Raw genomic sequence first — 19,016 nt, forward strand, 5'->3', positions numbered from 1 at the left:
TTTCCCGAAACCGTGGGCGGCTCGGTGCCGCCGCTGATTCCGAGACTAGGGCCTCCCTGGGTACCCTGTCGCGCCCCGGAGACGGGTCCCCGTCCCCACCTGGGCACTCCACCCCATCAGGCGAAGCGTTGCACCAGCTCCGCGGTCCCGTCCGGATCCAGCACGGCCGACGGGTGCGGCCCCGCCGCGCGCCACCGCTGCGCCTCGGCAGACACATCCATGCCCGCGGCGGGGGAGAGGCCCGGACCGGCCGCCAGCACCAGGTTCCCCGGCCGGTTCCCCGCGAGCATCGACGCATCGGTCAGCGTCCACACCCCGCCCATGCCCGCGGTCTCCGCGGCGCCCTCCATCAGAGCGGCGTGGCGGGAGAACAGCTGCAGACCGGGGGAGTCGCCGATGTTGACGATCGCGACGCCCCGGTCAGTCAACAGCTTCAGCAGGGCGGTGTAGAACTGCGGGGCGCCCAGATCCGTCGGCCCCGTATCGGTGAAGATGTCCACCACCACGCAGTCGAACGAGGACGCCTCCAGCTGGTGCACGATCGCCAGCGCATCGTCCGCCACCGCGGTGAGGCGGGTGCCGGCCGGCAGCGGCAGGTGCTGCAGCACCCAGCCCACCAGCTCCGCCTCCAGCTCCACCACGGTCTGCTCCGAGCCGGGCCGCAGCGCCTGCACGTACCGCACCAGGGTCAGCGCCCCGGCGCCGAGGTGCAGCACCCGCAGCGGCCCCGCCGGCAGCGAATCGACGACGTTCGCAACGCGGCGCAGGTACTCGTGGCGGATCGCCGACGGGTCCGCGAGGTCCACGTGGGACTGCTCCGCGCCGTCGAGGATCAGTACGTGGCCCTCGCCCACCTCAGCGGGCTCGATGACGGCGTCCTGGCCGCTGCCGGCAAGGCGGATTCGCGCGGTCACGGCAGCGGTCAGTTCCGCGGCCGCTTCGCCGGCGGTTCGCCCAGCTCAGCGCCCTCCACCCGGATCGACTGGTCCTCCGCACCCTCATCGATCGCCTCGATCGTCAGGTCCTCGATGGAGCCCAGGCGGCACACGTCGTCCGCGTCGCGGCGCAGCAGCTCCACCTGTGCGGCGGGCACATGCAGAGCGGCCCGCAGCAGCGGGGTGCGCTGCGAGACCTTCGCATCGCTCTTAACCTTGCGGACCACGATGATCGCGGCGCTGACCACATCGAGCAGCTCGCCGGTCTCCGTGCCCGCAGCCTCCCGCAGGGGAGCGGCCTGCGGCCACGCCTGGGCGTGCACGGAGCCCGTGCGCCACCAGGACCACACCTCGTCGGTCGCGAACGGCAGGTACGGCGCGAACAGGCGCAGCTGCACATCCAGCGCGATCGTGAGGGCGGCGCGGGCACTGAGCGCGGCCTCCTCACCGGCGTGGCCGTGGGCGCGGGACTTCACCAGTTCGATGAAGTCGTCGCAGAACGTCCAGAAGAACGGCTCGATCACTTCGAGGGCACGGGCGTAGTCGTGCTTCGCGAGCGCGGTGGACGCCTGCTCCACCACGTCGGCGAGCGCCGCCAGCATGGAGCGGTCCAGCGCCTCGGTGACGGCGGCCGGGTCAGCCGCGAGAACACCCGCGGGGTCCGACGGGGCCTCGCCGAAACCGAGCGCGAACTTCGAGGCGTTGAGGATCTTGATCGCCAGGCGGCGACCGATCTTCATCTGCCCCTCCTCGAACGCGGTGTCCGCGCCCTGGCGGGCACGTGCCGCCCAGTAGCGGACGCCGTCGGAGCCGTACTGCTCCAGCAGGTCGATCGGGGTGACCACGTTGCCCTTGGACTTCGACATCTTCTTGCGGTCCGGATCCAGGATCCAGCCGTTGATCGTGGCGCCCTTCCACGGCAGGGAATCCGTGAGCAGGTGGGAGCGCACCACGGTGGAGAACAGCCAGGTGCGGATGATGTCGTGGCCCTGCGGCCGCAGATCGAACGGGTACACCTTGTTCAGGATGTCCTGCTCGCCCAGCCAGTCCGTCACCAGCAGCGGGGTCAGCGAACTGGTCGCCCAGGTGTCGAGGATGTCGGGGTCGGCGGTGAAGCCGCCCGGCTGGTCGCGCTGCTCCTCGGTGAAGCCCTCGGGGACGTGCAGGGTCGGATCGATCGGCAGCTGCTCCGCCGACGGCGTCAGCAGCGTGTCGTAGTCCGGGGAGCCGTCGGCCGCGACCCCGTACCAGACGGGGATCGGCACGCCGAAGTAGCGCTGGCGGGACACCAGCCAGTCACCGGTCAGGTTCTCCACCCAGTTGCGGTAGCGGGACTCCATGAACGGCGGGAACCACTCCAGCTCCTCGCCGCGCGTGATCAGCTCGGCGCGCAGGTTGGTGTCGCGGCCGCCGTTGGAGATGTACCACTGGCGGCTCGTCACGTATTCGAGGGGCTTATCGCCCTTCTCGTAGAACTTCACCGGGTGGGTGATCCTCTTCGGCTCGCCCACCAGATCACCGGAGGCGGTGAGCTTCTCCACGATGCGCTTCTGCGCGGTGAAGACGGTGGCGCCGGCGACCTCGGCGTAGTGGGCCGCGCCCTCCTCGGAGGTGATCCACTCCGCCTCGGGAATGAAGCGGCCGTCGCGGCCGATCACGGCGCGGGTCGGCAGGTCCAGTTCGCGCCACCAGATCACGTCCGTGGCGTCACCGAACGTACAGATCATCGCGATGCCGGCGCCCTTGTCCATCTGCGCCAGCTCGTGCGCCTTCACCGGCACCTCCACATCGAACAGCGGGGAGGTGACGGTGGTGCCGAACAGGTCCTGGTAGCGCTCGTCGTCCGGGTGGGCCACCAGTGCCACACAGGCGGGCAGCAGCTCCGGGCGGGTGGTCTCGATGAAGACCTTCTCGCCGTCCGGCTTCGTGAAGCCGACGCGGTGGTACGCGCCCGGGCGGTCCTGGTCCTCCTGCTCGGCCTGCGCCACCGCTGTGCGGAATGTGGTGTCCCACGGGGTGGGGGCCTCCGCCTGGTAGGCGTGGCCGGAGGCGACATGGTCGAGGAACGCCTTCTGGCTCGTGGCCTGGGCCTTCGCGTTGATGGTCTGGTAGGTGAGGCGGCCCCAGTCGACGGACAGGCCGAGGGTGCGGAACACGTGCTCGAACGCCTTCTCGTCCTCACCGGTGAGCTCCAGGCACAGTTCGATGAAGTTGCGGCGGGAGATCGGCTGCTGGTTCTGCGGCTTCGCGGTCTGTGCGTTGCCGCCGCGGTGCGGGGGCTCGAAGCCCTCCTCGTACGGCAGTGACGGGTCGCAGCGCACACCGTAGTAGTTCTGGACGCGGCGCTCGGTGGGCAGGCCGTTGTCGTCCCAGCCCATCGGGAAGAACACGTTCTTGCCGGTCATCCGCTGGTAGCGGGCGATGATGTCCGACTGCGAGTACGCGAAAACGTGGCCGATGTGCAGGGAGCCCGACGCGGTCGGGGGAGGGGTGTCGATCGAGAAGACCTCGGACCGGGTGGTGTCCGGGTCGAATGCGAAGACCTGGGAGTCAGTCCAGTTCTGGTCCCATTTCTCTTCCAGGCCCTCCAGGCTGGGCTTGGCGGGGATGGCGGGTGCGCTCGCGGCCGAGTCGTGGCCTGCGCGGGAATCGATCTCACTCATGCGGCCCATTGTCTCAGATGCCCCGCCGCAGCCCGACGCTGCGGCGCGTGGCACTGCTCGCACCCCCCGGGCGCGGGCGCGACGGCCCGAGCCGCGCTCAGTCCTCCACGTGGCCGGCGAACCCCATCCGCTCACTGATCACCGAGGCGACGTCCGCGCAGGCGGGCCCCAGCTGTGCGATGAGGGCGTCATCGGTGCGGTAGCGCGGAGCTGCGATCATCAGCGCCGCCGTCACGATGCCCCGATGGTCGAACACGGGCGCGGCGATGCCCACCTCGTCCGGGTGGGTGAGGCCGGCGTTCGCCGCGAACCCGTCGGCGCGCGCCTGCCGCAGCGCCGCGAGGTAGTCCTCGGCCGACGGGGCCGTAGTGAACTCGAAGCGGCCCTCCGCCAGCAGCTCACGCACCCGCTCTTCCTCGACGTGGGCGAGGAACACCTGGATGCTGGCGGAATGGCCCGTGCTGTACCGCGTGCCCATGGGGGAGGTGTGCTTGATGTGGCGGGGGCTCGCCACCTGCTCCACAGAGATGCCCTCCAGGCCGTCGAACACCACCAGGGAGACCGTCTCCTGCGTGGAGTCGCGCAGGTCCTCCATCAGCGGGTAGGCGACCCTCCGCACCGACAGCTGGCTGAGCAGCGGCCCGGCGATGCCGAGCAGACCCCAGCTGAGTTCGTACTTGCGGGACTGCTCGTCCTGTACCACCAGGCGCTCCTGCTGCAGGGTCTGCAGGATGCGGGACACGGACGACTTGTGCAGTCCCACCTGGGCGGCGATGTCGGTGACGCCGCGCACCGGTTCGTTCACGGTGAAGCAGCGCAGCACCTCGATCATGGTGCCGATGGTCGACGGGTTCTTTGCGGATTCGGAGTCGGTCATAGTCGTCTCAGCCAATCGCAATCGGGAAGGAATCTTGAGGAATCCGGCGTAAATGGGGCGAAGCGCACCGGGCCTCCGTCCGTGACCGCGGACTGGCCGGGTGCGCACATGCCGCCGGGGCCGGCCGTTCGCAGTGAACGACCGGCCCCGGCGGCGGAGGAGGATCAGGCCTCGATGATGTTCTTCTCCGGGCCGTACGGGAACTTGGTGATGTTCTCCACCGAGTCCTCGCCGACCACGAGGATGTCGTGCTCGCGGTAGCCGCCGGCGCCCGGCTGGCCGTCCTCGATGGTGATCATCGGCTCCATGGAGACGACCATGCCCGGCTCGATCACGGTCTCGATGTCCTCGCGCAGCTCCAGGCCCGCTTCGCGGCCGTAGTAGTGGGAGAGGACGCCGAAGGAGTGGCCGTAGCCGAAGGTGCGCTTGGGCAGGATGCCGTAGCCGGCGTAGATCTCGTTGAGCTCGAGCGCGATGTCCTTGCAGACCGCGCCGGGCTTGATGAGCTCCAGGCCGCGCTCATGCACCTCGACGTTGATGTTCCACAGGCGCAGCGACTCCTCGTCCGGCTCGCCGAGGAACAGGGTGCGCTCCAGTGCCGTGTAGTACCCGGAGGTCATGGGGAAGCAGTTGAGGGAGAGGATGTCGCCCTTCTGCAGCTTCCGGGTGGTGGCCCAGTTGTGGGCGCCGTCGGTGTTGATGCCGGACTGGAACCACACCCAGGTGTCGCGCACCTCGCGGTGCGGGAAGGTCTTCGCGATCTCGTGGGTCATCGCCTCGGTGCCGGCGAGGGCCACCTCGTACTCCATGACGCCTTCACGGATCGCCTGGCGGATCGCCTCACCGCCGAGGTCGCCGATGCGGGCGCCGTGCTTGATGACCTCGATCTCCTCGGCGGACTTGATCATGCGCTGGCGCATGGCGTCCTGCGAGACGTCCTCGAGGGTCGCATCCGGGAAGGCATCCTGAAGGCGCTCGCGGATGAGGGCGGGGACGGTGTCGTCCTCGATGCCGATCTTCTTGGCCTTGACGCCGTCGCGCTTCAGGGCCTCCTGCAGGCCGTAGTAGAAGTTGTCGCGGCGCCAGTCGGTGTAGACGATGTTGTCGCCGAAGCTGGTGCGCCACGGCATGCCCGCATCGATGTTCGCGGTGACGGTGGTGGTGTTCTTCTGGGTCACCACGAGCGCGTAGGAGCGGCCGAAGTAGGTGAACAGGAAGTCCGAGTAGTACTTGATGCCCTGGTACGAGGTGAGGATGACCGCGTCCATGTCCTTGGCGGCCATGATCTCTCGCAGGCCCTTCAGGCGGCGCTCGAACTCGGCATCGGAGAAGGTGAGCTGCTGCTTCTCACCGTTGTGCAGGGTCTTCAGGCGGTCGAGGTCGTTGACCGAGGTGACGGTGGTATTCATGACACTCCTTTGTGGTCGAAAGAACGGTGGAAAAGTTGAAGGGAACGGACCTGCCTGCCCTGTTGCGGCACCTGCAACGCCGTTCCCCTCAAGGATACTCATGGTGTGACGAACGTCAAGTCCTGCGCTCCGTCACGCGGATGCCAGCCGGAGCTCGGCTGCGATGTCCTCCGCCATCAGGCCCGCCGCCTGCGCGAACAGCAGCTCACCCTTCTCGGCCGAGGATCCGTCGGGCGCCGACAGGCACCCCGTCTCCGGGGTGCGGGAGGCGATGACCGGCAGACGGTCGAAGCGCGGCAGCTCCGCCGGAGGATGCGACACCGCCCGCTCCATCCGCACGTGCTCGGGATGCAGATGCAGCATCAGCGATGTCTCCAGCACCCCGCCGTGCTCGATGTCCCAGCCGGGGAAGCCGTCCGGGTAGACGGCGCGCAGAGTGTCCTCGGTGACGAAGTCCCAATAGCTCAGCAGCATCGCCGACTGCCCGCCCTCCTCGCTGATCCCGAGGTCCCGCAGCGCCAGGTCGATGCCCTCGTACAGGAACTGGTAGTTCTCGTAGTGCCCGTTGACGAACACCACGTGGCTCACCCCCTGCTGGAGGAAGCCGCGGGCGATGTCGCGGGTCTGGGCGATCAGCGTGGAGGCGTCGAGGCTGATGGTGCCCGGCAGGTGGTCGCCGCCACCGGACTTCTGCTGCGACTTGTAGCCGTGCGTGAACGGCTGCGCCACCGCCGCCGCCCCGGGGGCGACGCGGTTGATCCGCTCCGCTGTCCCGCGGGCCATCGCCGTGGACAGGATCGCGTCCGTCCCCAGCGGCATGTGGGGGCCGTGCTGCTCGAACGCGCCGACGGGGATCAGCACCACCGAGGTCCCCTCCGTCCACTCGCGGTAGGCGACGGCATCGAACAGTGCCAGGTCGATGGGCTGCTCGGTCATTTCTGTCCTCCCTTTGGCTTGGGGCTGCGGGTGTCGAAGTCGTAGTCGATGTCGGCGACCGCCGGGTCCCGGCGGAACTCCTCGGGGATCTCGATCTCACCGGTTCGCGAGAACGGGTCCTTGCCCTCCTCCATCGCCAGGGTGATGTTGTGCGGGTGCGGAGTTCCCTCGATCGGCATGCCGTGCTCGTCCACGAATGCATCCTCAGGGCGATGGTTCGGGTCGTTGACCGCGCGCTCCAGCTGCTTGATCTTCTTGTTGCGGGCGCGCAGGCGGCGGAACAGGTTGAAGTACATGATCAGCAGCACGAACGAGAACGGGAATGCGCCGAGGATCGTGCCGGTCTGCACGGTGTCCACCACGGCGCTGCCGCCGATGGACAGCAGCACCACCGCCACGGTTGCGATCGAGAACACCAGGATCACGCGGAACCACGGGCCGGACTTCTTCGGGGCCGACACGAACTCGGCGAGCGCGTAGGTGCCCGAGTCCAGGGAGGTCACGTAGTAGGTGGCCACCAGGATGGTCGCGACGACCAGCAGGACGGTGCCCACCACGGGGATCATGTCCAGCATTGCGAACAGGCCCGCGGAGGTGTCCTCCGCGATGGCGCCGGAGATCGCCTCATTCGATCGCTGGTCGTAGAACAGGCCGGCGGCGCCGATGATGCCCACCCAGACCATGACGATGAGGGAGGGGACGATGGTGACGCCGAGGACGAAGCTGCGGATGGTGCGGCCGCGGGAGATGCGGGCGATGAAGCCGGCCACGAACGGGCTGAAGGCGATCACCCAGCACCAGATGAACACGGTCCACCAGCCGTTCCAGGAGTCCTGCCAGGTCTCCAGCGGGCCGGTGGCGCCGTCGGCGCCGGTGTAGAAGCTCATCGAGATGAAGTTCTGGATGAACGAGCCGAAGGTCTCGAACAGGGTGGACAGGATGTAGACGGTCGGTCCGAATACGAACACCCCGACGATCAGGGCCACCGACAGGTAGGAGTTCAGCTCGGAGATCCGCTTCATGCCCTTGTTGACGCCCATGAAGGCGGATACCGCGGTGAGCGCGCCGAGGCCGAGGATGACTGTGAACCACAGCACCGGCGAGCTGGTCAGGCCGGTGAAGGAGGCGATGCCGGAGGAGAACTGCATGGCGGCGAAGCCGAAGGAGGTGGCCAGGCCCAGCGTGGTGGCGATGATCGCGAGCATCTCCACAACCACGCCGGCGGGGCGCTGCGCGGCGCGGGGCAGGAAGTCCACGGTCGCCTCGCGGAAGGTGAGGGTCTTGCCGAGGTTGTGGTGCGAGTACGCCAGGCACACGGCGACGGCGCCGTACATGATCCAGGCGGTCAGACCCCAGTGGAAGTACGTCCACACGATGCCGACATCACCGGTGTTGGCGCCGCCGGCGATGACGCGGTGCTCGCTCTCCGGCTTGAGCATGATCGGCTCGGCGATCGACCAGAAGATCAGGCCGATGCCCTGGCCGCAGGCGAACAGCATGGAGTACCAGGCGAAGTTCGAGTGCTCGGGCTTCGCCTTCGGCCCACCGAGGCGCACCTTGCCGACCTTCGAGAAGCACAGCCAGGTGCACAGCGCCACGGCGATCAGCGAGTACATCACGAAGTACCAGGTCCAGCCGGAGGTGACCTTGGTGCGCAGATAGGAGATGAAGTCCGAGGCCGCATCTGGTGCCACGGTCACGGTGATGACCAGTGCGACGATCAGGATCGGCGGCAGCACCTTGATGATGAGGGAGTCGATCGGCGGGATCGACCGTCCGCGGAAGCGGGGGAGATCGACTCCCACCTGCTCCGTCGGTGGCTGGGAGCCGGGTGATGCTGGGGGGAAGGATGATGAGGGCATGCGTTCTCCTCCTTGCGAGGCGCGGCGCAGATGGTCAAAAAGTTGCGTCAGCAACAACTAGGTTGCAAAAGACTATATCGTGACCGGGGTCACGATGGAATCACGGACTCCTCAGGTCAGCGGGCGACGACTCGTCTCGGGGGACAGCGCCACCGCGATGAACGACACCACAGCGGCGCCGATCAGGTAGTAGGACGGCGCGATCTGCGAACCGGACGTCGCGATCAGCCAGGTGCAGATCGCCGGCGCGGTGCCGCCGAAGATCGCATTGCCCAGGTTGAAGCTGACGGCGAAGCCGGAGTAGCGCACCCGGGTGGGGAACAGTTCGGACAGGAAGCTCGGCAGGGTGCCGTCGTTGAGCGTGAGGGCGAAGCCCAGGACCACCTGCACCAGCAGGATCACGACGAAGCTGCCGGTGTTCAGCAGCATGAATGCCGGAATCGTCAGCACCACGGCCAGGACCGCCGCGGCCATCAGCACCCGTCGGCGCCCGAAGCGGTCCGACAGCGAGCCGGTGACGAAGATGAAGCCGATGTAGGTGATGAGCGCGACCGTGGTGGCGATGTAGCTCAGGGTCGAATCCAGCTTCACAACCTCGGACAAGTAGGTCGGCATGTAGCTGAGGATCACGTAGAAGCCCACTGCGTTCAGCAGCACCGCGCCGAAGGCTCGCAGCAGCGCAGGCCAGTGGTCGCGGAACATCTGCATCATCGGGGCCTTGATGACCTCGTCCTCCGCGGAGATCTCCTGGAAGGCCGGGGTGTCCTCCAGCTTGTTGCGGATGTAGCGGCCGATCAGGCCCATCGGTGCGGCGAGCAGGAACGGGACGCGCCATCCCCAGTCGTGCATCTGCGCATCGGTGAGGACGGCGGTGGACACCGCTGCGAACAGCGAGCCCATCAGCAGGCCGGTGGCGGTGGAGGCGGGGACCACTGCGGCGTAGCGGCCCCGCTTGTCCGCCGGGGCGTACTCCACGAGGAATGCGGAGGCGCCCGCGTACTCGCCGGAGGCGGAGAATCCCTGCACCAGGCGGCACGCCAGCAGCAGCAGGGGAGCGGCCACGCCGATCGTGGCGTACCCGGGGATGAGGGCGATGCAGAAGGTGGCGGCGCTCATGATGAGGATCGACCAGCTCAGAGCTGTGCGCCGACCGATCCGGTCGCCGAGGTGTCCCCAGAAGAAGCCGCCGAGCGGGCGGATGAGGAAGGAGATCGCGAACAGGCCGAAGGTCAGCAGCAGCTTGTTCTTCGAATCCGGGAAGAAGACTTCGGAGATGACCACCGCGAAGTAGCCGTAGACGGCGTAGTCGAACCATTCGACGAAGTTGCCGATGAAGCTGGCGGTGAGGACCCGCGTGCGGGTCTGGCGGAGGGTCTCGGCCTTGCGGGGCTGGCCCGACAGGGTGGTGGAGGTGGGTGCTGAACTCATCGTGATCCTTTGAGTCGGGGGCGCTGCAGGCGTCATCGCCGCGCCGAAGGCAACCGGGTTGCGGGAATTGCAACTCCTTGGCTGGCTATTGAACCACCGACTGTGATCTGCGTCTACTGCTTCGCCCGGCGAGTGCCCGGGCATCGCCGTACGATGACAGCATCACCCGCCCCGATCCCCGGAGGAATCCGCATGCACAAGAACGAGAATCAGCGCACCGCCGTCGTCACCGGCGCGAGCTCCGGCATCGGCCGCGCCGTCGCCCGCCGCCTGCAGGCCGACGGGTTCCACGTCCTCGCCGTCGCCCGCCGCGGCGACCGGCTCGAGGCGCTTGCGGCCGAGACCGGCGTCTCGACACTCGTCGTGGACGTCTCCGATGGGGCATCCGTGGACCGCCTCGCCGAACGCGCAGCCGAGCTCTTCCCCCAGGGCGTCAGCGCCCTCATCAACGTGGCCGGAGGCGCCCTCGGAGTGGACTGGGTGGAGCGCGCGGACTTCGAGAAGTGGACCGGCATGTACGCCTCGAACGTCCTCGGCGCCGGGCGCGTCACCAAAGCGCTGCTGCCGCAGATCCGCACCGCCGGCGGCGGCGACATCGTCTTCCTGACCTCCACCGCCGCACAGGTCGCCTACGAGGGCGGTTCCGGATACAACGCCGCGAAGGCGGCCGAGCACATGCTCGCAGCGGCCCTGCGGCTCGAACTCGCCGGCGAGCCGATCCGCGTCATCGAAGTCGCGCCCGGTCTCGTGCACACGGACGAGTTCTCCCTGACCCGCCTCGGCGGCGACCAGGCCGCGGCCGATGCCGTCTACGAGGGCGTCGAGAAGCCGCTGACCGCGCAGGACGTCGCCGATGTCATCGCCTACAGCATCGAACTGCCCGCCCACGTCAACCTCGACCTCATCACGATGCGGCCGGTGGCGCAGGCGGCGGCCCACAAACTGATGCGCCGACCCCTCGAGGTCAAGCGGACACCGTGAGCCCCTGCTCCTCTGCGAGCCGAACGATCTGCTCGCCGAGCGCGACGTCCCTGTCGCTGAGGGATCCGACGTCATGCGAGGACAGCGCCAGGCGCACCCGGTTGAACCGGATGTCGATATCGGGGTGGTGGTCAGCGGCCTCCGCGAGCTCCGCAACGCCGGTGACGAAGCGGATCGCATCCGCGAAGGACCGGCCCTTCGCCTGCAGGTGTGCGGTGGAGTCCTCAATGCGCCACTGCGGCATGCGCTCAGCCGCCGCGGCGTCGGTGATGGAATCGTGGTTCTTCGTCATGGCCCCACGCTAGGCCAGGTGCGCTGGGCGCAGGATCAGACGTCGATCTCGATCTCGCCGATTCCGCGGGACACGCAGGTGGTCATGTGGGTCTCGTGCTCGTCGTCCATCAGGAACTCGTCCTGGTGGTCGACCTCGCCGGACACCAGCGGCACCACGCAGGTGCCGCACACGCCGCCCTCGCAGGAGTAGTCCATGTCGATGCCGGCGTCCAGCAGGGCCTGCAGCAGGGACTGGCCCTCTTCGACCTCGACGGTCTTCTGCGACTTCAGGCACTTCGCGGTGAACGGCTCTCCGAACAGGGACATGTCATCTCCTCGATCCAGCTGATGGGAACAGCGCACACAGGTTCTCACACGGGCGCTGTGGACCCGAAGGGTCTGCCTGCTCCATCACATCGGTCAGATCACGAACCGGTCCCGCGCCCACCGCGTCAACTCGTAGCGGTTGGATACCTGCAGCTTCTTCAGCACTTTCGACATGTGCGTCTCCACGGTGCGGTCGGAGATGAACAGTTCGCTCGCGGTCTCCCGGTACGTGTACCCGCGGGCGATCAGCTTCATCACTTCGGTCTCGCGCGGTGACAGGAGGTCCAGCTCCGTCGGCCTCGGCGGCGCCTGCCCCCGGAACGCATCGAGCACGAACCCGGCCAGGCGCGGGGAGAACACCGCATCGCCCTCCGCGATCCGGTGCACCGCATCCGCGAGGTCCTCGCCGGTGATGGACTTCGTGACGTAGCCGCGGGCGCCGGCGCGTATCACGGCGATGACGTCATCGGCGGCGTCGGACACGCTGAGGCCCAGGCACCGCACCTCCTCGCCGACGGAGCGCGCCACTTCCGCACCCCCGCCGCCGTGGCCGCCCGGCAGATGCACGTCGAGAAGCACCACGTCGGGCTTCTCCCGCCCGATCACGGTGATCGCCTCGTCGACGGTCGCGGCCGTGCCGACCACTTCGATCGACGGGTCGGCCCGCTGCAGTTCGTCGATGACGCCGAGCTGGAAGATGCGGTGGTCGTCCACCACCACGATCCTCACCGTGTCCTTCGTGCTCATGGCTGTCCTTCCTCGGGGCGCTCCAGTCGCAGCGCCACCTCCATGCCGCCGCCGGCGGCGCGGCGCACCCGGGCGGTGCCGCCGGCGCGCCTCATCCGGCCGATGATCGACTCTCGCACACCCAGGCGGTCCTCCGGCACCGCGTCGAGGTCGAAGCCCTCACCGCGGTCGCGCACGAACGCTTCGATGACGTCGGGGGAGATGTCCACGAACACCCGCACACCGGTGCCGCCGTGCCGAACCGCGTTGCTGGTCGCCTCCCGCAGCGCCTTCACCAGCGGCCGCGCCCGGGGGCACAGGGGGGCGTCGCCGACGATGACCGTCACGATCTCCACGGCGTGCTCCGCCTGCAGATCCGCGCACATCTCCTCGACCGCAGTGCGCAGGCTGCTGCCGTCCGCCTCCGCCTGGGCGTCCTGCTGCCCGTACAGCCATCGCCGCAGCTCCGCTTCCTGCAGCCGCGCGAGCTGCTTCATCGACTCGCCGTCGCGGCCGGACTGCTGGATCACGGTGAGGGTCTGCAGCACCGAATCGTGCAGGTGCGCGGTGATCTCCTGGCGCTGCTGCGCGAGCGCCCGCTCCTGCGACTCCTCCTGCAGGCCCCGCCACAGTCGCCGCAGCCACGGCACCAGCACTGCCGCCACCAGCAGCATCACGATGACCGCGACGGCCAGCGCCACCAGCAGAGCGCGGGGGCCGAACAGGGCGGCGGCCATGCCGAGCGACCCGGCGAGCAGCAGCACCACGGACAGCCCCAGCGCCACGATCGCGACCGAGGGCACCTGCGCGATCCGACCGCCCCACCGGGCGCGGTCCACCGCGTTCAGCGGCAGCACCCCGAGGGCGATGCCGGCGGCGCTGATGCCGCAGAACGCGGCGATCTGAGGCCAGCTCGGCAGCGCCCACACCACCGTGGTGCCGATGCCGGTCACCGTCAGCATCACGGCCGCGCCGACGAGAGCAGCGATGAGCATCCACTGCAGGAGCTGCGAGGCGGGGGAGCGCAGCGCCATCGACGCATCCGACAGCGCCGGCCGGCCCCGCATCGGCGCCTGCGAGAGCCCCATCAGCAGCTCCCGCTCCGCCGATTCGTCCAGCGGCAGCGCCCACCAGGCCACCATGTAGGCGAACACGATGCCGCTGGCCAGGCCCGCGAACGTCAGCGCGACCATCGGCGGCTGGTTGAGGCCGAGCGTGACCGGCACAGCGGCGAAGATCATCACGAAGGACAGAAGGGTCAGGCCCCGGATCGGGGCGACCGGCACACCGCAGCCGCGGGCGAGGGCGCCGCACACGCCGACCAGTTGAGCGTCGGTGAGGGTCCGCGCCCATCGATCGGCCGACGGCTGGGTGATCTCGGGCATGCCACTATGGTGCCATGGCAGAACCCCACGACGACGGGTCCCGCAGCGTCTTCGACACCGTCATCGCGCCGCCCCGCTCCCTCACACCGCGCGACCGCGCCCTGCGCTACGGCGTGGTGCGCCGGCCCGGAGGCGGCTTCGTCGGCGGTGTGTGCCTCGCCCTCGCCGACGGGTTCGGCCTTCCCACCCGCCTGGTCCGCGCGTGCGCGGTCCTCCTCGGCATCCTCGGCATCGGCCCCCTCATCTACCTGATCCTGCTGATCCTGCTGCCGCGCCAGCTGCCCGGCTCCCGCTTCGACACGCCCCTGCAGGCGCTGCGCCGGCGCCGCCCGCAGCCGGGCGACCTCGTCATCGCTGCCGCGATCCCCCCGGCGGTGATCCTCGCCGGGCTCGCCGTCTGGGCCTACATCCGCTGGTTCGTGCTCGCCCTCGCATTCCTGCTGCCGCTGCTGCTGGTGCTGCTGGCGATCGTCGTGGTGGGCGGCTGGCAGTCCTCCCGCGCCCGCTCCGCCTACATCGTCGGGCAGCTCGGTGCCCGAGCCGGCATCCTCACCGAGCACGAACTCGCCGACCTCGTGGGCCGTCTGCGCCGCGACGCACCGCTGGCGTGGGGCGCCGACGCCGATCCCCGCGCCACCGGCCGCGCCGACGCCACCACCGACCCGGGTGGAAGGCCGACGGATCCCCGCACCTCCACGGTCCTGTTCGCGATCGCCGCTCTCACCGGCATCGCTGCGTTCAGCATCCTGTCCCTCTTCCCGCACCTCGCGCCGACCCTCAACCCCGACGGGCCGCTGGCCTTCATCGGCCGGATCGGCGCCGGCGCCTCGGCGACCCTCGCACTCACCGGCGCGGCGCTGATCGTGCTCGGCCTGCGCGGCCGCACCGATACGCGACTCGTGGTCCTCGGCACGGTGTGCGCCGTCGCGCTCGCGGGCTCGGTGATGTGGGTGCGGCTCACCGATTCCCGCCACCAGGACCCGGTGGTGGTGAGCGTCGCCGAGTACGAGCCCGGCACGGTCGTGCCCTGTTCACCGGGCGGTCCGCGCGACTGGTCCACGCCCGTGGTGCTGGACATGTCCGCGCTGCCGCCGCCGCCCGACCCGGCGGAAGCGGAGGCGCAGTGGCGGGCGAAGAACCCGTCGGCCCCCGCCGCCGAGTCCCCGCAGCTGGCGATGCGGGTGGTGTGCGACCGGCCCGTCGGGGACGTCACCGTGATCATGCCGAAGCACTCCTGGGATGTGGGCTCGGACATCACCACCGGCATGGGCAGGCAGCGCGGCACGGAGCATCGCGGCACGGATGCGTGGAACCCGTCGGCTGTGCAGGTCCGCGTGATCGGGCGCCTCGGCGTCGGCGACGTCACCTGGAAGGAGGCACGATGATCTCCCGCATGACCTCGAGCGCCTGGGGCGTGAGCGCCGGGCTGTTCTTCGTTCTGCTGACCGGCCTGTTCGCGGCGGTGCTCGTGCTCGGCGATGCGCTGCCGCTGTGGCTGATCGCCGCGGGCATCCTCAGCGCCGGGGTGCTGGCGATGCTGCCGTCGGCCTTCCTCCGGCCCGCCCGCCCCGCGCCCACCGAGCCCGCACCCATCGAGACCGCAGCGTCCGCGCCCACCGCGCCCGAGACCCCCTCGCGCCCAGCCGACGAGGTCGGTTAGACTCACCCCATCGGCATCGACCCGGCCATCACCGGAGAGCCGCGGGAAGAACCGGCCGCCCCAGAGCGGCCTCAGTAGAACCCGCCGGGACCAGCCCGTCACAGCTGATGAATGAGCGGGCGCCCCACGGGGCGCCAACCGGGGTGGTACCGCGCGCCCAGCGTTCCCGGGTCTGAGACTTCCCGACCCGCAGCAGCGCAAGGAGCAGTGCCCGATGGCCTACCCGAAGAACGGTGACGACCTCACCGCCTCCCCGAACCTCCCCGAGGTCGAGTCCGACGTCCTCGGCTTCTGGAAGCAGGACGACACCTTCCGCGCCTCCATTGCCAACCGCGACGGCGCCGAGGAGTTCGTGTTCTACGACGGCCCGCCGTTCGCCAACGGCCTGCCGCACTACGGCCACCTCCTGACCGGCTTCGTCAAGGACGTCATCCCGCGCTTCCGCACCATGTGCGGCTACAAGGTGGACCGCCGCTTCGGCTGGGACACCCACGGCCTGCCCGCCGAACTGGAGGCGATGCGCGAGCTCGGCATGACCGAGAAGCGCGAGATCGAAGAGATGGGCATCGCGACGTTCAACGCCGCCGCCCGCTCCTCCGTCCTGAAGTTCACGGACCAGTGGCAGGAGTACGTGGAGCGGCAGGCCCGCTGGGTGGACTTCGAGAACGACTACAAGACCCTGAACCTGCCGTTCATGGAGTCGGTGCTGTGGGCGTTCAAGACCCTGCACGACAAGGGCCGCGCCTATGAGGGCCACTCCGTGCTGCCGTACTGCTGGCGCGACCAGACCCCGCTGTCGAACCACGAACTGCGGATGGATGACGACGTCTACCAGGACCGCCAGGACCCGTCGGTCGTGGTCACCTTCCCGCTCACCGGCGAGAAGGCCGCCGGCCTCGGTCTCGACGGCGTGCACGCGCTCGCCTGGACCACGACTCCGTGGACGCTGCCGACGAACTTCTCCCTCGCGGTCGGCCCCGAGGTGGAGTACGTGGTGGTGCCGGCGGGCCCGAACGGGGCGGCCGACGGAGGCGCTGCGTCCGACGGCGCCCGCTACATCGTCGCCGCCGACCTCCTCACTCAGTTCACGAAGGAGCTCGGCTACGATGACGCCGAGGCGCTCGACGCCGCGGTGGAGGAGCGGCGCTTCGTCGGCACCGAGCTGGAGCACATCACCTACGAACCGCTGTGGGACGTCTACTCCGCCGACCGGGAGAAGTGGGGCACCGAGAACGCCTGGATCATCACGGTCGCCGACTACGTCACCACCGGTGACGGCACCGGCATCGTCCACCAGGCCACCGCGTACGGTGAAGAGGACCAGAAGGTCAACGCCGCCTACGGCATCCCCGTCATCGTCTCGGTCGATGAGGCCGCCCAGTTCCTCGACTACTTCCGCGGCACCGCGCTCGATGAGATCGCCGGTGTGCAGGTGTTCGAGGCGAACCGCCCCATCATCACCATCCTGAAGAAGGATCAGCGGCTCTTCCAGGAGAAGAGCTACGTGCACTCCTACCCGCACTGCTGGCGCTGCCGCACCCCGCTGATCTACAAGGCCGTCAGCTCCTGGTTCATCAAGGTCGCCGACCAGCGCGAGCGCATGCTCGAGCTGAACGAGCAGATCGAATGGGTGCCGGGCAACGTGAAGCACGGCCAGTTCGGCAAGTGGCTCGAGGGCGCCCGCGACTGGGCGATCTCCCGCAACCGCTACTGGGGCTCCCCGATCCCCGTGTGGAAGTCCGACGACCCGAACCATCCCCGCACCGAGGTGTACGGCTCCATCGCGGAGCTGGAGGAGGCGTTCGGTGAACTGCCGCGCGATGAGAACGGCGAGGTGAACCTGCACCGCCCGTACATCGACGAGCTCACCCGCCCCAACCCGGACGACCCGACGGGGAAGTCCACGATGCGGCGCGTGGAGGACGTGTTCGACGTCTGGTTCGACTCCGCGTCCATGCCGTTCGCGCAGGTGCACTACCCGTTCGAGAACCAGGACTGGTTCGATTCGCACAACCCGGCGGACTTCATCGTGGAGTACATCGGGCAGACCCGCGGCTGGTTCTACGTCATGCACGTCATGTCCACCGCCCTGTTCGACCGTCCCGCATTCACCTCGGTGATCTGCCACGGCATCGTCCTCGGCGACGACGGCGAAAAGATGTCGAAGTCGCGCCGCAACTACCCGGACGTGCGCGAGATGTACGACAAGTACGGTGCGGACGCGATGCGCTGGTTCCTCATGTCCAGCCCGATCCTGCGCGGCGGCAACCTGATCGTGGGGGAGGCCGCGATCCGCGACGCCGCCCGCCAGGTGGTGCTGCCGCTGTGGAACGTCTGGTACTTCTACGCCCTCTACGCGAACGCCGCCGGGACGAAGGACGCCGACGGCCGCCCCGCCGGGTACGAAGGGCGCCTGCGGTACGACTCCACGGACGTCATGGACCGCTACCTGCTGGCCCGCACGGGGCAGCTCGTGGAGTCCGTGCGCGGGCAGATGATGGGTCTGCATGTGGCGAGCGCCGCGGCGGAGATCCAGGCGTTCCTGGACATGCTCACCAACTGGTACGTGCGCCGCTCCCGCGACCGCTTCTGGGAGGGCGACGAGCAGGCCATCGACACTCTGTTCACGGTCCTGGAGACCCTGCTGCGCGTGATGGCCCCGCTGCTGCCGATGCTGTCCGAGGAGATCTACCAGCAGCTCACCGGTGAGCGCTCCGTGCACCTCACCGACTGGCCCGACGCATCCGTGTTCCCCGCCGATGACGCCCTGGTGGAGGAGATGGACGCGGTCCGCGAGGTCGCCAGCACCGGCAACGCGCTGCGGAAGAAGGAGCATCTGCGTGCTCGCCTGCCGCTCGCGGGCCTGACCGTGGTGCACCCGCAGTCGGCGTCGCTGGAGGACTTCTCCTCGATCATCGCCGATGAGCTGAACGTGAAGTCGGTGCGCCTGCTGGACCTGGATTCGCCGGAGGCGCAGGACCTCGGCGTGGAGCAGAAGCTGACGGTCAACGCCCGCGCCGCTGGGCCCCGCCTCGGCAAGCAGGTGCAGCAGGTGATCAAGGGCTCGAAGAGCGGCGACTGGTCCGTGGCGGAGGACGGCACCGTCACTGCCGGCGGCATCGACCTCGTGGACGGCGAATACACGCTCGACCTCGTGGCCGGGTCCGATGCGGCCGCCGACGGTGTCGCGATCGGTGTGCTGCGCGGCGGCGCGTTCATCGTGCTGGACACGCAGCTCACGCCGGAGCTCGAAGCCGAAGGCACCGCCCGTGACGTGGTGCGTGCGGTGCAGTCCGCACGCCGCTCCGCCGGTCTGAACATCTCCGACCGCATCCGCCTGCACATCGCCGGCGCCGATTCCGCATCCGCCGAGTCGATCGAGTCCGCAGTCCGCTCCTTCGAGCAGCTGGTCGCCGGTGAGGTCCTCGCGCGTGAGGTCAGCATCGGCGGGTCCGCGGCCGACGCGTTCGGCGGCGACCCCCTTTTCAGCACCGACGAATCGGTGACGGCCGGGCCCGTGGCGATCGCGCTCGCGAAGGCGTGATCACGCTCCT

At 69.0% G+C, this 19,016-nt stretch carries 15 protein-coding genes; 4 read left to right on the plus strand and 11 right to left on the minus strand.

Going from position 1 to position 19,016, the window contains the following annotated elements:
* Nucleotides 1-116: 116 nt before the first annotated feature.
* From R3I40_RS01295 to R3I40_RS01325, 7 genes are all read right to left on the minus strand, one after another.
* A complete protein-coding gene (locus R3I40_RS01295; protein ID WP_285262501.1) occupies nucleotides 117-914 on the minus strand; it encodes a spermidine synthase in 798 nt (265 codons plus the stop codon).
* Nucleotides 915-922: 8 nt separating this feature from the next.
* On the minus strand, nucleotides 923-3,598 hold the full coding sequence (gene valS, locus R3I40_RS01300; protein WP_285262502.1) for a valine--tRNA ligase: 2,676 nt from the start codon (nucleotides 3,596-3,598) through the stop codon (nucleotides 923-925).
* 97 nt (nucleotides 3,599-3,695) lie between these two features.
* Nucleotides 3,696-4,475, minus strand: coding sequence for an IclR family transcriptional regulator (locus tag R3I40_RS01305; RefSeq protein WP_183376642.1), 780 nt, complete (start codon nucleotides 4,473-4,475; stop codon nucleotides 3,696-3,698).
* A gap of 164 nt (nucleotides 4,476-4,639) precedes the next feature.
* Nucleotides 4,640-5,884 carry an aminopeptidase P family protein gene (locus R3I40_RS01310; RefSeq protein WP_183376644.1) on the minus strand — a complete coding sequence of 415 codons (1,245 nt, stop codon included), beginning with the start codon at nucleotides 5,882-5,884 and terminating at the stop codon, nucleotides 4,640-4,642.
* 132 nt (nucleotides 5,885-6,016) lie between these two features.
* Complete coding sequence (locus R3I40_RS01315; protein ID WP_259923720.1) at nucleotides 6,017-6,820, minus strand: creatininase; 804 nt, start codon at nucleotides 6,818-6,820, stop codon at nucleotides 6,017-6,019.
* Complete coding sequence (locus R3I40_RS01320) at nucleotides 6,817-8,682, minus strand: BCCT family transporter (protein WP_285262342.1); 1,866 nt, start codon at nucleotides 8,680-8,682, stop codon at nucleotides 6,817-6,819. The genes R3I40_RS01315 and R3I40_RS01320 overlap by 4 nt, the downstream gene beginning before the upstream one ends.
* A gap of 111 nt (nucleotides 8,683-8,793) precedes the next feature.
* Nucleotides 8,794-10,110 (minus strand): MFS transporter, encoded by a 1,317-nt coding sequence (locus R3I40_RS01325; RefSeq protein ID WP_183376650.1) that lies wholly within the window; start codon nucleotides 10,108-10,110, stop codon nucleotides 8,794-8,796.
* 192 nt (nucleotides 10,111-10,302) lie between these two features.
* Here R3I40_RS01325 and R3I40_RS01330 point away from each other — a divergent pair, with 192 nt between their 5' ends.
* Nucleotides 10,303-11,091, plus strand: a complete 789-nt coding sequence (locus tag R3I40_RS01330; protein ID WP_259923722.1) for an SDR family oxidoreductase — start codon at nucleotides 10,303-10,305, stop codon at nucleotides 11,089-11,091.
* Here R3I40_RS01330 and R3I40_RS01335 read toward each other — a convergent pair.
* The 4 genes from R3I40_RS01335 to R3I40_RS01350 all read right to left on the minus strand — a co-directional run bounded on the left by R3I40_RS01335 (nucleotide 11,075) and on the right by R3I40_RS01350 (nucleotide 13,802).
* The gene (locus R3I40_RS01335; protein ID WP_183376654.1) at nucleotides 11,075-11,383 is read right to left on the minus strand and encodes a 4a-hydroxytetrahydrobiopterin dehydratase; all 309 of its coding nucleotides are present in this window, start codon (nucleotides 11,381-11,383) and stop codon (nucleotides 11,075-11,077) included. The two genes, R3I40_RS01330 and R3I40_RS01335, sit on opposite strands and share 17 nt — an antisense overlap.
* 35 nt (nucleotides 11,384-11,418) lie before the next feature.
* Nucleotides 11,419-11,691, minus strand: coding sequence for a 2Fe-2S iron-sulfur cluster-binding protein (locus R3I40_RS01340; RefSeq protein ID WP_183376656.1), 273 nt, complete (start codon nucleotides 11,689-11,691; stop codon nucleotides 11,419-11,421).
* A 93-nt stretch (nucleotides 11,692-11,784) separates the two neighbouring features.
* The gene (locus R3I40_RS01345; protein WP_183376658.1) at nucleotides 11,785-12,438 is read right to left on the minus strand and encodes a LuxR C-terminal-related transcriptional regulator; all 654 of its coding nucleotides are present in this window, start codon (nucleotides 12,436-12,438) and stop codon (nucleotides 11,785-11,787) included.
* Entirely contained in the window at nucleotides 12,435-13,802 is a 1,368-nt protein-coding gene (locus R3I40_RS01350; RefSeq protein WP_183376660.1) for a sensor histidine kinase, read from the minus strand. The genes R3I40_RS01345 and R3I40_RS01350 overlap by 4 nt, the downstream gene beginning before the upstream one ends.
* A 14-nt stretch (nucleotides 13,803-13,816) precedes the next feature.
* Between R3I40_RS01350 and R3I40_RS01355 the strand changes: the two genes are divergently transcribed.
* The 3 genes from R3I40_RS01355 to ileS all read left to right on the plus strand — a co-directional run bounded on the left by R3I40_RS01355 (nucleotide 13,817) and on the right by ileS (nucleotide 19,006).
* Nucleotides 13,817-15,187 carry a PspC domain-containing protein gene (locus R3I40_RS01355; RefSeq protein ID WP_221187294.1) on the plus strand — a complete coding sequence of 457 codons (1,371 nt, stop codon included), beginning with the start codon at nucleotides 13,817-13,819 and terminating at the stop codon, nucleotides 15,185-15,187.
* Nucleotides 15,184-15,462: a hypothetical protein gene (locus R3I40_RS01360; protein WP_183376662.1), complete on the plus strand. Its 279-nt coding sequence runs from the start codon at nucleotides 15,184-15,186 to the stop codon at nucleotides 15,460-15,462. The genes R3I40_RS01355 and R3I40_RS01360 overlap by 4 nt, the downstream gene beginning before the upstream one ends.
* Nucleotides 15,463-15,676: 214 nt before the next feature.
* Nucleotides 15,677-19,006: an isoleucine--tRNA ligase gene (gene ileS, locus R3I40_RS01365; RefSeq protein ID WP_259923725.1), complete on the plus strand. Its 3,330-nt coding sequence runs from the start codon at nucleotides 15,677-15,679 to the stop codon at nucleotides 19,004-19,006.
* The last annotated feature ends 10 nt before the right edge of the window (nucleotides 19,007-19,016 follow it).

The organism is Helcobacillus massiliensis (assembly GCF_033106145.1).
Lineage (GTDB): Bacteria > Actinomycetota > Actinomycetes > Actinomycetales > Dermabacteraceae > Helcobacillus > Helcobacillus massiliensis.